The 13,191-nt window shown below is 71.3% G+C and carries 12 protein-coding genes; 8 read left to right on the forward strand and 4 right to left on the reverse strand.

The genetic code is table 11. From position 1 onward, the window contains the following. Positions 1 to 14: 14 nt before the first annotated feature. Together JKJ07_RS06010 and JKJ07_RS06015 are read left to right on the forward strand one after the other, a co-directional pair. Entirely contained in the window at positions 15 to 2,498 is a 2,484-nt protein-coding gene (locus tag JKJ07_RS06010; protein WP_202990238.1) for an N-6 DNA methylase, read from the forward strand. Continuing rightward, positions 2,498 to 3,505 (forward strand): hypothetical protein, encoded by a 1,008-nt coding sequence (locus JKJ07_RS06015; RefSeq protein WP_202990239.1) that lies wholly within the window; start codon positions 2,498 to 2,500, stop codon positions 3,503 to 3,505. The genes JKJ07_RS06010 and JKJ07_RS06015 overlap by 1 nt, the downstream gene beginning before the upstream one ends. Here JKJ07_RS06015 and JKJ07_RS06020 read toward each other — a convergent pair. Genes JKJ07_RS06020 through cbiE form a run of 3 tightly spaced genes read right to left on the reverse strand, consistent with a single transcriptional unit; the run spans position 3,498 to position 6,143 of the window. Further along, the gene (locus tag JKJ07_RS06020; RefSeq protein WP_202990240.1) at positions 3,498 to 4,214 is read right to left on the reverse strand and encodes a cobalt-precorrin-6A reductase; all 717 of its coding nucleotides are present in this window, start codon (positions 4,212 to 4,214) and stop codon (positions 3,498 to 3,500) included. The two genes, JKJ07_RS06015 and JKJ07_RS06020, sit on opposite strands and share 8 nt — an antisense overlap. Further along, entirely contained in the window at positions 4,207 to 4,995 is a 789-nt protein-coding gene (cobM, locus tag JKJ07_RS06025) for a precorrin-4 C(11)-methyltransferase (protein ID WP_236028438.1), read from the reverse strand. The genes JKJ07_RS06020 and cobM overlap by 8 nt, the downstream gene beginning before the upstream one ends. Continuing rightward, positions 4,950 to 6,143, reverse strand: coding sequence for a precorrin-6y C5,15-methyltransferase (decarboxylating) subunit CbiE (gene cbiE, locus JKJ07_RS06030; RefSeq protein WP_202990241.1), 1,194 nt, complete (start codon positions 6,141 to 6,143; stop codon positions 4,950 to 4,952). The genes cobM and cbiE overlap by 46 nt, the downstream gene beginning before the upstream one ends. Before the next feature lie 175 nt (positions 6,144 to 6,318). Between cbiE and JKJ07_RS06035 the strand changes: the two genes are divergently transcribed. The 4 genes from JKJ07_RS06035 to JKJ07_RS06050 all read left to right on the forward strand — a co-directional run bounded on the left by JKJ07_RS06035 (position 6,319) and on the right by JKJ07_RS06050 (position 9,762). Then, the gene (locus tag JKJ07_RS06035; protein ID WP_236028439.1) at positions 6,319 to 7,980 is read left to right on the forward strand and encodes a ferredoxin reductase family protein; all 1,662 of its coding nucleotides are present in this window, start codon (positions 6,319 to 6,321) and stop codon (positions 7,978 to 7,980) included. A 16-nt stretch (positions 7,981 to 7,996) separates the two neighbouring features. Next, positions 7,997 to 8,524, forward strand: a complete 528-nt coding sequence (locus JKJ07_RS06040) for an FMN-binding protein (RefSeq protein WP_202990242.1) — start codon at positions 7,997 to 7,999, stop codon at positions 8,522 to 8,524. 32 nt (positions 8,525 to 8,556) lie between these two features. Continuing rightward, the gene (locus tag JKJ07_RS06045) at positions 8,557 to 9,270 is read left to right on the forward strand and encodes an FAD:protein FMN transferase (RefSeq protein ID WP_202990779.1); all 714 of its coding nucleotides are present in this window, start codon (positions 8,557 to 8,559) and stop codon (positions 9,268 to 9,270) included. 219 nt (positions 9,271 to 9,489) lie between these two features. Further along, a complete protein-coding gene (locus tag JKJ07_RS06050; protein WP_202990243.1) occupies positions 9,490 to 9,762 on the forward strand; it encodes a hypothetical protein in 273 nt (90 codons plus the stop codon). Positions 9,763 to 9,781: 19 nt separating this feature from the next. On the opposite strand, the gene JKJ07_RS06055 is transcribed toward JKJ07_RS06050, so the two are convergent. After that, a complete protein-coding gene (locus JKJ07_RS06055) occupies positions 9,782 to 10,435 on the reverse strand; it encodes an HAD family hydrolase (protein WP_202990244.1) in 654 nt (217 codons plus the stop codon). A gap of 100 nt (positions 10,436 to 10,535) precedes the next feature. On the opposite strand from JKJ07_RS06055, the gene JKJ07_RS06060 reads away from it, so the two are divergent. After that, positions 10,536 to 11,774, forward strand: coding sequence for an alpha/beta hydrolase family protein (locus JKJ07_RS06060; RefSeq protein ID WP_202990245.1), 1,239 nt, complete (start codon positions 10,536 to 10,538; stop codon positions 11,772 to 11,774). A gap of 173 nt (positions 11,775 to 11,947) precedes the next feature. Beyond that, entirely contained in the window at positions 11,948 to 13,189 is a 1,242-nt protein-coding gene (locus JKJ07_RS06065; RefSeq protein ID WP_202990246.1) for an alpha/beta fold hydrolase, read from the forward strand. The last annotated feature ends 2 nt before the right edge of the window (positions 13,190 to 13,191 follow it).

The raw sequence follows: 13,191 nt of genomic DNA on the forward strand, positions 1-13,191 counted from the left end.
TAGGGTCGCTCTCCGTGACCGTGAAACAGCTGCTGGATCTGGCGCGAGGCATCGGCGTCGAGCGCGGCGTCGACCTGATCCTGCAGGCCCTGCACGCGCGCTGGACCGGCTCGGATCCCCTCCCGCCGGCGGCCGGGGAGTCCGACGCCTACGCGGCCATCGTCGCCGCGGTCGACCGGGTCGAGACCGATGACATCCCGGACACGTTCGAGGCGGTCCTGACCGGGCTGACCACCAGCTCGAAGCTCGTCGGCGAGTTCCACACGCCGAGATCGGTCGCCCAGCTGATGGCGGCCCTCGTGGTCCGGGCCGGCGCGGTCGTCTACGACCCCGTCTGCGGTACGGGAAGCACGCTGCTGGCGGCGCACGAGCAGGCCGAGGGCGTGGAACTGGTCGGCACCGACATCGTCGAGCGCGCGGCCAGTCGCACGGAGCTGCGCTTGCAGGTGCACGGCCTGCACGCGCGGATCACCGCGGCCGACGCGTTCGAGGTCGCGGAGCACGAGTCCGCATTCGCCGACGTGGTGCTGGCCCAGCCGCCGTGGGGCGTGCGGCTCAACGACCGGCAGAAAGCCCGAGTCGTGCAGTCGTGGGGCTGGGACGTGGCCAAGGGCGACATGCCCTGGCTCTACCTCGCCTTCGAGGCGCTGCGGGACGGCGGGCACGCCGCCGTGGTCATGCCCCAGAACAGCATGTGGGGTCATCGTGCGGCGGCGTACTCGGAGTTGTTCGACCGGGACGCCGTCGAGGCGATCATCGCCGTCCCGGGCGGCGTGTTCCGCAACATCAGCATCAAGACCGCGATCTGGGTGCTCCGGCGGACCGGCGCGGCGGCCTCGCGCGGCCGGGTGCTCCTGGTCGACGCCGAGACCCTCGTCCGGTCCGCGGGCCGGCGCGATCTGGAATTCCCGGCCGAGGCCGTCGACCAGCTGGCCGGCCTGGTGCGTCATTTCCGGAGCACCGGCCGGGTCGAAGCGGCCGGCCATGTCGCTCGGGTGCTCGCCCGGGCCGAGCTCGATCCCGCGCTCGGGCTGGTGCCCCAGGCCTATCTGGCCGAGCCGCCCGAGGCCGCCGTCACCCACCCCACCCCGGACCGGAGCCTGCTCACCGAGGTCCGGCTGGCCAACTTCAAGTCGTTCGGGGCGGACACCCGCGTGCCCCTGGCCCCGCTCACCCTGGTCTACGGGGCGAACTCGGCCGGCAAGTCGAGCGTCCTGCAGGCCCTGCTGCTGCTGAAGCAGTCGATCGGGCAGCGCGGGCTGGTGACCCAGGGCCCCGTCGCCGACGTCGGCGGCTTCGCCGGTGTCGTGCACCGCCACACCGGCGAGAGCGTCGGGCTGGGCTTCACCTACGGCGCCCTGCCGTCGTGGATCCCGCCCGGCGGCACGGCCGATCCCGCCCGCCTGCGCGACATCCTCTGGACCTTCGGGGAGGACGGCCGGGGCACCCTCCGCCGCACCCGGTTCGGCGTCGATGATCTCGCGCTTTCGTTCTCCAGGAGCGATCCCGAGGACGCCGGCAGCCTGGTCGTCGAGCTGGGGGAAGCCTGGCCGGCGGTCGCCGGTGGCGGGCTGTTGTACCCGTTCGAGACGCGCGGCACCGAGCACGAGCAGGAGGCGAGGCGGGTCGCCGGCGCCTTGCGGAGGAGGGGAGTCACGGAGCTGGCGCTGCGCTCCGACGGGCTCCTGCCGACCACGGAAACGATGCTGGACCGGCGGGCCGTGGCGGGGCTGGCCGAGCCCGACCGCCGGCGCCTGGAGGCGTACGCCGCCCGGCTGGGCCGGCTCGCCGGCGGCGTGTCCACCGAGATCCGCGCGCTGCTGGACAGCGTGGTCTGGCTGGGGCCGCTGCGGTCGGCGCCGCGCCGGTTCTACGACCGGTCCTCCGAAGCCGGGTCCTCCGGCGACGGAGGGCACGTCGCCATGTTCCTGTTCGACAACGCCACGGCCGCGGACCAGGTGAACGAGTGGCTGGAGCGGATGGGGGTGCCGTATTCACTGGCGGTGCTCCCGCTGGGCACCGGAGGCGGGCTCAGCGTCGTCGGGGACCTCGTGGCCGTGGTGCTCACCGACCGCCGGACCGGTGTCGGCATCACCCCCGCCGACGTCGGGTTCGGGATCAGCCAAATCCTGCCGATCATCGTGGAGTCGCTGGCCCGGCAAGAGTCGATCATCCTGGTCGAACAGCCGGAGACCCACCTGCATCCGCGTCTGCAGGCCGAGCTGGCCGACCTGTTCATCGAGGCGACCCGGCCCGGCGGGCGGGGCAACCAGCTGATCGTGGAGACCCACAGCGAGCACCTGATCCTGCGCACCCAGCGGCGGATCCGGGAAGGCGCTGTCGACGCGGCCCACGTCTCGGTCGTCTACGTCGACCAGGACGAGCGGGGCCGGACGACGGCACGCCGGTTGCGCCTCAACGACAAGGGCGACTTCCTCGACGACTGGCCCCACGGCTTCTTCGACGAGCGCCTCGACGAGCTCTTCGGCGGTCTCTGATGTACGTCCGGGTCGCGATCGCCGCGAACGCCTTCGACGGCGGCACCCTGTCGGGCGAGGGCGCGGACGACCTCCACCGGGCCGCCGCCGAGAACATAGCGAAACACGGACGGATCGTGGTCGGCAGCGATCAGGAGGCGAAGGAGCTCGTCGGGGCGATTCTGCGGCACGGGAAGCTCTCGCCGAGCGCCCGCGCCGTGTGGCAGGCAGTCCTGGTCGAGCTGCGCAAACAGAACCGATGGACCATTCGTACGCCGGCGGCGGCCGCGCTCGCGTCGATCAGCGCGCCCGACGACCTGCGCCGGCACTGGGGCTCGGACACGGACGTCGCCGTCGTCGCCCCCGAGACGCGTACGGTCCTGAACGCGGTCGCCGCCCCCGACGTGGCGACCGCCGAGACCTTCGTCCACAGTCCCGCCCTGCGCCGGATCCGCGACCTGGCCGAGGACGCGACCGCCGAATACGGCAGCCCCCGCGAGCAGTTCTGGACCGACGTGCTGAAACCCTTGGCCACCGGCGCCCTCCAGGTCACGCTGCTCGACCGCTACCTGTTCAAGGCGTTGTGGGACCTGGACGCGGGAAGGCACTGGACGAGACGCTGGCGCGGCGAACACCTGAGCTGGCTGCTGGAGCGCATTCAGGCCGTGTCGTCCCCGGGCGCGGAGATCAGGCTCGTGGGTATGGCCGACAAGTCGTACCCCGAGCACGATGCGGAGAGCACCGCGGCGGCCCTCCGGGCGATCTGGGCACCCCGCGGTGTCCGGGCGACGGTGACGCTGGCGACGCCGGCCAAGGTGTCCGACTTCCCGCACGACCGGCACATCCGCTTCAGCACCGGCGGGGCGGTGACGCTGGGCGCCGGATTCGATCGCCTCCAGCCGGAGCGGATCGCCGACGAGGACGGCCTGAGCTGGCACTACCGCTCCAGCCCGCGCGCGATCAACGTCCTGCGGGTCCGGGAGGAACGCGCGTTCGCCCTGCGGCACACCGAGGCGGCACTCAACTGATCGCGGCCACCGCCGCCGCGACGGTCGGCACCTCGTGGGCCGTCGCCGGTGTGACCGGGCGATTCACCATGACGACCGGGATGCCCCGTTCCCGGGCCGCCGCCAGCTTGGCGTCCGGGCCGCCGCTGTCCTTGGTGACCAGCACGTCGATGCGGTGCGCGGCCAGCAGTCGCCGTTCGCCCTCGAGCGTGAAGGGTCCCCGGTCGAGCAGCACCTCGAGCCGTTCCGGCATCGGGGGCGCCGGGGGTTCCACCGAGCGGGCCAGGAACCAGGCGTCCACCTCGGCGAACGCGGCGATTCCCTGGCGGCCGGTGGTGAGGAAGACGCGCCGGCCCAGCCGGGGGAGGAGGATGGCGGCTTCGTCCAGATCCCGTACGCGGTGCCACACGTCCCCGTCCTGCTCGGTCCAGCCGGGCCGCCGCAGCACGATCAGTGGCAGCCCCACCAGGACGGCCGCAGCCGCCGCGTGAGCGCTGATTCGGGCGGCGAACGGGTGGGTCGCGTCCACAAGCACGTCGATGCGTTCGGTCCGCAGATAGTCGGCCAGCCCGGAAGCGCCGCCGAAACCGCCGATGCGAACCGAACCCGCCGGCAGCAGGGGCGACGAGGTGCGCCCGGCCAGCGAGCTGATGACGGTCATGCCGGGTAGCGCGGCCGCCAGGGCCCGGGCCTCGCTGGTGCCGCCGAGGATGAGGACGCGGTCAGGCATCGCGGCAACGGGCCGCCGAATACAGGTGGCTGTCGGGGAACTGGCTCGCGGTCAGCGCGGGCCCCACGACGATCACGGCCGTGCGACGGATCCCGGCCGCGGTGACCTGGGCGGCGATGTCCCCCAGGGTGCCGCGCAGGATGACCTCGTCGGGGCGGCTGGCCCGGGCCACCACGGCCACCGGGCAGTCCGCGCCGTAGGCCGGGATCAGCTCGGCGGTCACGGCGTCGATCCGCTGGACGGCCAGGTGCAGCACCATGGTCGACCCGCTGGCCGACAAGGTGGCGAGATCCTCCCCGGCGGGCATGGCGGTGGCGCGCTCGGCGGTCCGGGTCAGGATCACCGTCTGGGCCACCCCGGGCACGGTGAACTCGCGGGCCAGCGAGGCGGCCGCGGCGGCGAAGGCCGGGACCCCGGGCGTCACGTCGTACGGGATGCCGGCCTCGTCGAGGCGGCGCATCTGCTCGGCCACGGCGCTGAACACCGACGGGTCGCCCGAGTGCAGGCGGGCCACGTCGTGACCGGCCGCGTGGGCGGCGGCCAGCTCGGCGATGATCTCGTCGAGGGTCAGCGGCCATGTGTCGACCTTGCGGCAGCCCGGCGGGCACGACTCGAGCAGCTCGGCCGGCACGAGGCTGCCCGCATAGAGGCACACCGGCGACGACGAGATCAACCGCTGCCCCCGTACGGTGATCAGGTCGGCCGCGCCGGGCCCGGCGCCGATGAAGTGGACCGTCATCGCGTCACCGACCAGATCGTCACCGGCATCATGGGTCTCCATCCCGTGAAGCCGCCCACCGGCGAGCCCCGGCTCACCGACAAGCGGATCAGCTCGCCGCCCAGCTTGGCGTGGGCCGCGGCCACCACTGCCTCGGATTCCAGCGTCACCGCGTTGGCCACCAGCCGGCCACCGGGGCGCAGCGCGGCCAGGCACGCGTCGAGCACGCCCGGGTGTGTCAGGCCCCCGCCGATGAACACGACGTCGGGGGTGTCCAAACCATCCAGAGCAGCGGGCGCCTGCCCAGTCACCACTCTCAAGCCGGGCACGCCGAGAGTTGACGCATTTGTCCGAATTGTCATTGAGCGTGCCGCGGAAGACTCGACGGCAACGGCCCGGCAAGAGGGGTGACTACGCATCCACTCGATCCCGATCGACCCCGACCCCGCACCCACGTCCCACAGCAGCTCACCCGGCACCGGCGCCAGCACGGCCAGCGTCACGGCCCGCACCTCGCGCTTGGTCAGCTGCCCGTCCGTCTCGTACGAGGAATCGGCCAGCCCCGGCACGAGCGACGTCGGCGGCCCGTCCCCGCAGTCGATCGCGACCACGTTCAGCGGGTCGCCCGGCGGGTGCTCCCACGACCCCGCGACCCCGGTCACGACCTCCTCCGCGGGCCCGCCCAGCTGCGACAACACCGTGATCGCGGCGGAGCCGTAGCCGGCCTCGCGCACCAGCGCGGCCACCTGGGCCGGGGTCGAGGCGTCCCGCGACAGCACGAGCAGGCGCCGCCCGGGGTTCAAGGCCCGCCGTACGGTCGCCGGGTCGGCCGTGACCAGGCTCAGCACCTCGGTCGTGGCGAGCGGCCAGCCCAGGCGGGCGGCGGCCAGCGCGACCGACGAGGGGTGCGGGAGGATCTTGATCCGCGAGGTCAGCCGCGCGAGCGTCGCCCCGATGCCGTAAAACATCGGATCGCCGCTGGCCAGCACGGTGACGTCGCCCCGGAGCAGGGTGCTCAGGCCGGGGAGCAGCGGCGACGGCAGTGGAACCCGGCGCGCGGTCACGGAGTCGGGCAGCAGCGACAATTGCCGCGAACTGCCGATGATCACCTGTGCCGCGGCGAGCGCGTCCTGCGACGTACGGGGAAGGCCGGGCCAGCCGCCGGCGCCGATGCCGACCACCGTGACCAGGCCGGGGTCCTCGGCATTCACGCTGCATTCACACGCCGAACCTATCGCGCGGGGCAGTCGCGAGAATTTCCGCGTCCGGTTGAGCGAAGCCGAGGCCAGGTGCGTACAACACCCCGACGGCTTGCCGAGACCGGGTCGTCACGTCAGCCGCAGGGGGTGGCCGACGCCGAAGACGACCGCTGAACGGGTGAGGACCATGGCGCAGGGACCGCCGACGTTCGAGACCTTTCGAGATCAGCGCCGCCAGGCCGACGAGGACGCGCAATACTTCGCCGATCTGCGCGCCGCGCCCGACGACGAGGAGCAGTGGCCCGCTCAGCGACGCTCCGACCCGTGGGGCGAGCAGGACGACGACCGCGGCTTGTCCGACGGCTGGGGTGTCCGCGAGGTCGACGAGGCGCGTGATCCCTGGCCCGACGACCCCTATCGCGACGATCCTTATCGCCGCAGCGACCTGGTCGTCGAGTCGAACACCGACCCGACCGGCTGGAAGGCCTCCGGCCCGGCCCAGCCGCCCATCCCCGACGACCGCCCGCCGGCCGAGGCCATCTCGGGCAACCGCCTGCTCACGGTCCTGCTGTTCTTCGGCGGGCTGGCCACCAGCGTCTCGCTCTGGCTGTTCGAGACCGAGGCCGGCGCGGTCAGCGACACTGCCAGCCTGATGCTCGCGGCCGGGCGCATCACCGGCCTCATCGGCGGCTATCTGCTGTTCATCCAGCTGATCATGATGAGCCGGGTCAGCTGGCTCGAGGAGTGGGTGGGCGCCCGCGACCTGCTGCGCTGGCATCGCTGGCTGGGCACCTCGCTGTGCGTCTTCGTGCTGGCCCACGCCGTCTTCATCATCTACGGCTACGCGCTGACCGCCGAGACGGGCGTCGTCGAGCAGGGCATCACGATCATCACGACGCTGCCCGAGATGCTCAGCGCCACCGCGGCGACGATCATCCTCGTGGTCATCAGCCTGATCTCGATGCGGGCCGCCAAGACCAAGCTGCCGTACGAGTTGTGGCACCTGATCCACCTGACCGGCTATCTGGTGCTGGTCCTCGGCTACGGCCACCAGGTCGCGACGGGGGCCAACCTGAGCGGCCCGTTCGCCTCGATCTTCTGGCCGGCCCTGACCGCGCTGGTGATCTCGGCGCTGGTCTGGGGCCGCCTGGTCGAGCCGGTGTGGCTCAACCTGCGGCACAAGTTCGAGGTGGCCGAGGTCGTCTCCGAGGGCGGCAACACGTTCTCGATCTACATCGACGGCAAAAACCTGCAGCGTCTGCCCGCGCAGGCCGGCCAGTTCATGCGCTGGCGGTTCCTGACCCGCAACGGCTGGTGGCAGTCGCACCCGTTCTCGCTCTCGGCCGCGCCGAATTCCCAGTGGCTGCGCCTGACCGTGACCGCGGTCGGCGGCCACACCCGCAAGCTGGCCGACATGAAGCCGGGCACGCCGATCTGGGCCGAGGGCCCGTTCGGCACCTTCACCGCGCAGCGCCGCACCCGCCGCCGCGCCCTGCTGATCGCCGGTGGCAGCGGCATCGCGCCGATCCGGGCCCTGCTCGAAGACATGCCGGCCGACACGATCGTGATCTACCGCGCCAGCCGCCCCGACGAGCTGGTGTTCCGCGGTGAGCTCGAGGAGCTCGCCGAGCAGCGGGACGCCTGGGTGCGTTACATCGTGGGCGGCCGCAACGACCCCGGCCCGCGCCGGCTGTTCACGCCGGAGGGCCTGCTCGGCCTGGTGCCCGACGTGAGCCGCCGCGACGTCTACCTCTGCGGCCCGCCCGGGCTCGTCGAGGCCGCGGTGGGCACCCTGCGCGATCTGGACGTCCCGGACAGCCAGCTGCACCTCGACCCGTTCGAGTTCTGACAAGGAGTTTGCCCCCATGCGACGTAGTACCGCAGCCGCCGTCGGCACCCTGACCGGCGCCGCCCTGATCATCGGGGTGCGACTGAGCGTGACGCCGCCCGAGGCCCCGGTCGCCCAGGCGCCGGTCTCCAACCTGGAGAACAGCACGTCGGCGCCGTCCAAGAAGCCGGCCGCCAAGCCCACCACCAAGCCGGCCGGCGACGGTGGCGCGGCGAAGGAGGAGGAGAAGGAAGAGGCGAAGGCGCCCGAGAAGCCCAAGAGCGGCCTCAAGGACGGCGTGTTCAAGGGCAACGCGGCCGCCAACCCGTACGGGAAGATCCAGGTCACCATCAAGGTCGAGGGCGGCGAGATCACCGCGGCCGAGGCGACGTATCCGACCGCCAACGACAGCGGCACGATCAACCCGCCCGCGATCGACGCCCTCAAGCAGTCGACGCTCCAAGCCCAGAAGGCCGCCGACGTCCAGGCCGTCTCCGGGGCCACCTACACCAGCGAGTCCTATGTCAAGTCACTGCAGGCAGCGCTGGACGCCGCAAAGGCGTAAGGTCACGCTCTGTGCGCCATGTCGAACATGTGATGGGAACGACGGTCAGCATCGAGCTGGCCGATGAACGGCCGGATCTCATCGACGCCGTGTGTGCCTGGCTGCACGAGGTCGACGGGCGGTTCAGCACCTACAAGGCGGACAGCGAGGTGTCCCGCTTCGGCCGCGGCGAGCTGCGGCTGGAGGACAGCTCGGCCGACCTGCGGCACGTGCTGGAGGCCTGCGCCGACCTGTGGCGCGCTACGGACGGTTACTTCGACGCGTACGCCGCGGGGTCGCTCGACCCGTCCGGCTACGTCAAGGGCTGGTCGGTCGAGGTGGCGTCGCACCGGCTGGCCGCGGCCGGCTCCCACGACCACTACATCAACGCCGGCGGCGACATCCGCATGCGCGGCTACCATCCCGAGGGCGGCCCCTGGCGGGTCGGCATCCGCCACCCGTGGGAGGCCGACAAGGTCAGCTGGGTCCTCGCCCTGACCGACGGCGCGGTAGCCACCTCAGGCACCTACGAACGCGGCGACCACGTGATCAACCCCCGAACGGGCCAGGCCGCCAAGGGCCTGCGCTCGGTCACGGTCGTCGGCCCCGACCTGTCGATCGCCGACGCCTACGCCACGGCCGCGCTCGCGATGGGCGAGGCCGGCATCGCCTGGCTGGCCAAGCGCGCCGCCGACGGCTACGACTCCGCAGTCGTCACCGACGACGGCCGCGCCTTCAGCTCAGCCAACCTCCCCGCCGCCGTCTAGCTACGGAACCCAGCTGCGCCGAGCGGATCGATGAGGCTCATCGACTTACTTGGCGTTATCGGGATCATTAGCGCATAGCGGCCCATTGCCTTAGATCATTTTCAGGCACCCTAAATTCAGCCATCCCCGCTAGTAAGGTGCTGAGCGCTGAGAACGGCGAAACTACCGCAACGGCGGCCGCGATCAGTCCCCACCGATCGGCTCTGATGCAAGGCGGACGTGACTGAAGTGCTTGATCTATTGGCGACAGCGGGCGCCGCCGCCGGCCTGGCGGCAGGGGCGAGCGCCGCTGTCCTGCTGGTTCGATGGCTTCTCGTCGTCGCCGTGACCGTGTGGTCCATGCGTACCGACGACGACAAGAAGCGCCTGCATGCCCTCAGCCTGCTCGCGTTCTTGTGCCCGCGACGGGGACGAGAACTTGCTGCGGAACACGAGTCGGCTGGAACGGAGTCGAAGGCCGCCGCCCCCGAGACCGTCGTCAGCACCACCTGAACACGCGTATTGGTCCTCTTCAGACAGTGGCCGCCCAGCGGGTCAGGTGGGGGTCGGCGAGGGTGGTGAACGTGGCGTCGGTGTCGAGGGTGGTGCCGGGCAGGGACGGGATGCCGACGACGAACATGCCGGCCGTGCGGGCGGACGTGACCCCCGTACGGGAATCCTCGAACGCGACCGCGGCCGACGGGTGGGCCTGCAGGGCCGCGCACGCCGCGAGGTAGAGGTCGGGCGCGGGTTTCGGGTGTTCCACGTCGTCGGCGGTGACCACCACGGTGAACAGGTCGTCGAGCTTGGCCGAGGTCAGGGCGGCGTCGACGAAAGCGCGCGGGCTGTTGCTGGCCACGGCGATCGGCACGCGGTCGCGCAGTTTCGCCACCATGTCACGGGCTCCCGGCAGCGCGTCGGCGCCCGCGGCGAGTTCGACCGCGACCAGGTCGTGCAGTCGCTGCGCGAGCGCGGCCGCCTCACCCGTACGGGAGAAGTAAGCGGCCATGGCCCGGCCCGCGTCGGCGAGCGTGCGACCGATCAGAAGCTGCTTCTGTTCGAGGCCGAAAGGGTGCCCGTTCTCGGCGAACAACGCGGTCTCGGCGCGCGTCCAGGCGGTTTCGGTGTCGACGAGCAAACCGTCGCAGTCGAACACGACGGCCTCGACGTTCGCGGGCAGGTTCACACCGCCGATCTTGTCAGGGCGGCGCCAGGGGGTTTTCCTCCGGCCGCAGAGGGGTGGCAGCCGCCTTCTGCGCGGCGGGCGGCGTTCATAGCGTCAGTTCATGACGAATCGCCGTACGTTCTTAGCTGCTTCGTTGCTGGTCGGGGGTGTTGCGATCGCGCCCGCGACAGCCGCGTACGCCACATCACAGGGCCGGCTGACGCTGCCGCCGCCCACCGGTGAGTATCCGGTCGGGACGGTGGACCTGCACCTGATCGACCGTTCCCGGCCCAACCCGTGGCCGGCCGGTCCGCCCTATCGCGAACTGATGGTCAGCCTCTGGTATCCGGCCGCCCGCACCACCCATTTTCCCCGTACGCCGCACATGTTGCCCGGAGCGGCGGCCCATTTCGGCAGTGCCGCCGGCGCCGGTTCCACCCTGTACGGCATCCCGGCCGGGGCGATCGATTTCGCGGCGACCCGGACCAGCGGTCACCGCGGCGCCCCGATCGCGCGGCATCGCCGGCCCTTCCCGGTGGTGTTGTATTCACCCGGCGCCGGCGACCCGCGCACCTGGGAGACGACCGTGGTGCAGGATCTGGCCAGCCGGGGATACGTGGTGGTGACCATCGACCACACCTACGACGCCTCCGAGGTGCAGTTCCCCGACGGTCGCGTCGTCGAGGGCCTGCTCAACCAGTTGTTCGAGGAGGCGCAGCAGCCCGAGGACTTCCAGCGGCTGGCGAGCACGATCTTCGACGCGCGGCTCGCCGACACCCGCTTCGTGCTCGACCGGCTCGCCGCCCTCAACCGCGGCTCGTCGGCTTTCTCCGGCGCCCTCGACCTTTCCCGTACGGGCATGTTCGGCGTCTCCGCGGGCGGCCTCACCGCCTTGCGGGCCATGGGCGAGGACTCCCGCATCAGGGCCGCCATCGACATCGGCGGCAGCATCGAGTCACCGCTCATCCCGGACGTTCTCGCATTGTGGCCGGTGGCACGGCACGGCCTCGCCCAGCCGTTCATGTTCATGGGTTATCCCGGCACCGACCACCATCAGACCCCGTCCTGGCAGCTGTTGTGGCAGAACAGCACCGGCTGGCGAGTCGACCTGCAGCTGAAGGGGGCGAGCGGCGAGGACTCCTACAAGGACGCCGTGCCGCTCATCCCGCAGATCGCCCGGCAGCTCGGCCTGCCCGACAGCTTCGTCACCCGGATCATCGGCAGCATCGACCCGGCCCGGGCCGTCGACACCGAGCGGAAGCTGGTGGCCGCGTTCTTCGACAAGTGGCTGCGCGGCCGGGACGGTCACGAGCTCGACGGGCCGTCGCCCCGGTTCCCCGACGTCACTTTCGTGTCCTGAGCCGAGAGTCCCAGGCCTCCCACAGGCGAGCATAGGTGCCCCGTGACCGCGGCGAGCTGCAGGCGGGCGAGCGCGAGACCGTCCTTTGAACGCGGCTGGTACAGCCTGCTGCACCAGCAGAAGTAGGGCTCACGGGATCGATCTTGATGAGCGCGCTCAATAGCGTTTGTCCCATGACAGCGAAGACTAATTTCCGAAGCCTCACCATCGGTCTGACTGCCGCTGCTGTGCTCGCCGGCGGTGTCGGAGTCGCCCACGCGGACGTCATCGGCAACACCCGAGGCGGGGCTGTTCAATCTGCTCAATCTGCCGCCGCCGCGCCTTCGCCGGGCTGGCAGGGCATCACCCGCGAGCAGGTCCGCATCGATTTCGGCCGCGGCTGGGTCACCGACGCCGAGCTGACGTACCCCAGTCACACGCGGGGCCGGCTGCCGTTGGTCGTGTTCCTGCACGGCAGCGGGCACAACGACATGAACCAGACGCTGCCCGAGGGCAAGGGCGCCACGTTCGTCCCGCTCGCCCAGGCCGCGAGCCGCGAGGGCTACGCGACCCTGCGCTTCAACAAGCGCGGCGTGACCGGCATCGGGCCGGTGGAGAGCACTGACCCCGCTCAGCTCAACCCCAAGAACCCGTACGACCTGATCCAGCGCGACGCCGCCGCGGCCATCCGCTTCGGGGCCGCCTCGGCGCGGATCGACCCGTCGAAGATCGTCCTGCTCGGCCACAGCGAGGGTACGAACGTGGCCGCCAACCTTGCCGCCGACCCGAAGAAGTACGGCATCCCGAAGCCGGCCGGGGTGGTCGCGATGGGTGTCGTCGGCGAGGACATCAAGACCCTGCTGACCCTGCAACTGTTCGGCCGTTCGCTGCTGCAGCTGCACGACGAGTTCGACGTCGACGGCGACGGCCGGCTCACCGTGCGCGAAGCGACCGACGGCCTCGTCGGTCAGCCGAAGGAGGTGGCCGACCAGTTCCGTTCCGTGCTGCTCGACGGTTCCAAGGTGAAGGCGAGCACCGACACCAACCACGACGGCCAGATCGCCATCGACGCCGAGGCGGGCGCGGTGCTCCGCAGGGCCAGCGGCATCGACAACTACCCGGACACGCCGGGCCTGGAGACGCTGAAGGACTACGTCACCGACATCGCCCGCTTCCCGACGGTGACCGAGGCCCTGCCCAAGTTCACCGGCCCCACCCTGCTGCTCAACGGCGAGAACGACCTGCAGACCCCGGCCCGGGTCGCCCTGGCCGCCGACGCCGCCGTGGCCGCGGCCGGCAACCAGGACCACCAGGTGATCGTCTACCCCGGCATGGCCCACACCATGAACATCACCCCGAAGTTCCGCCCCGAGTTCGGCGACCCCGACCACCAGGTCGTCACCGACATCCGCACCTGGCTCCGCGCCCACCGCTGACC

The sequence above is a fragment of the Paractinoplanes lichenicola genome (assembly GCF_016785085.1).
Lineage (GTDB): Bacteria > Actinomycetota > Actinomycetes > Mycobacteriales > Micromonosporaceae > Actinoplanes > Actinoplanes lichenicola.

What these genes read in the sequence shown, in the direction of transcription:
- JKJ07_RS06065 (WP_202990246.1), top strand. Translation starts at nt 11,948, where the DNA reads ATGACAGCGAAGACTAATTTCCGAAGCCTCACCATCGGTCTGACTGCC.
- JKJ07_RS06040 (WP_202990242.1), top strand. Translation starts at nt 7,997, where the DNA reads ATGCGACGTAGTACCGCAGCCGCCGTCGGCACCCTGACCGGCGCCGCC.
- JKJ07_RS06060 (WP_202990245.1), top strand. Translation starts at nt 10,536, where the DNA reads ATGACGAATCGCCGTACGTTCTTAGCTGCTTCGTTGCTGGTCGGGGGT.
- JKJ07_RS06020 (WP_202990240.1), bottom strand. Translation starts at nt 4,214, where the DNA reads ATGCCTGACCGCGTCCTCATCCTCGGCGGCACCAGCGAGGCCCGGGCC.
- JKJ07_RS06035 (WP_236028439.1), top strand. Translation starts at nt 6,319, where the DNA reads ATGGCGCAGGGACCGCCGACGTTCGAGACCTTTCGAGATCAGCGCCGC.
- JKJ07_RS06015 (WP_202990239.1), top strand. Translation starts at nt 2,498, where the DNA reads ATGTACGTCCGGGTCGCGATCGCCGCGAACGCCTTCGACGGCGGCACC.
- JKJ07_RS06045 (WP_202990779.1), top strand. Translation starts at nt 8,557, where the DNA reads ATGGGAACGACGGTCAGCATCGAGCTGGCCGATGAACGGCCGGATCTC.
- cobM (WP_236028438.1), bottom strand. Translation starts at nt 4,995, where the DNA reads ATGGAGACCCATGATGCCGGTGACGATCTGGTCGGTGACGCGATGACG.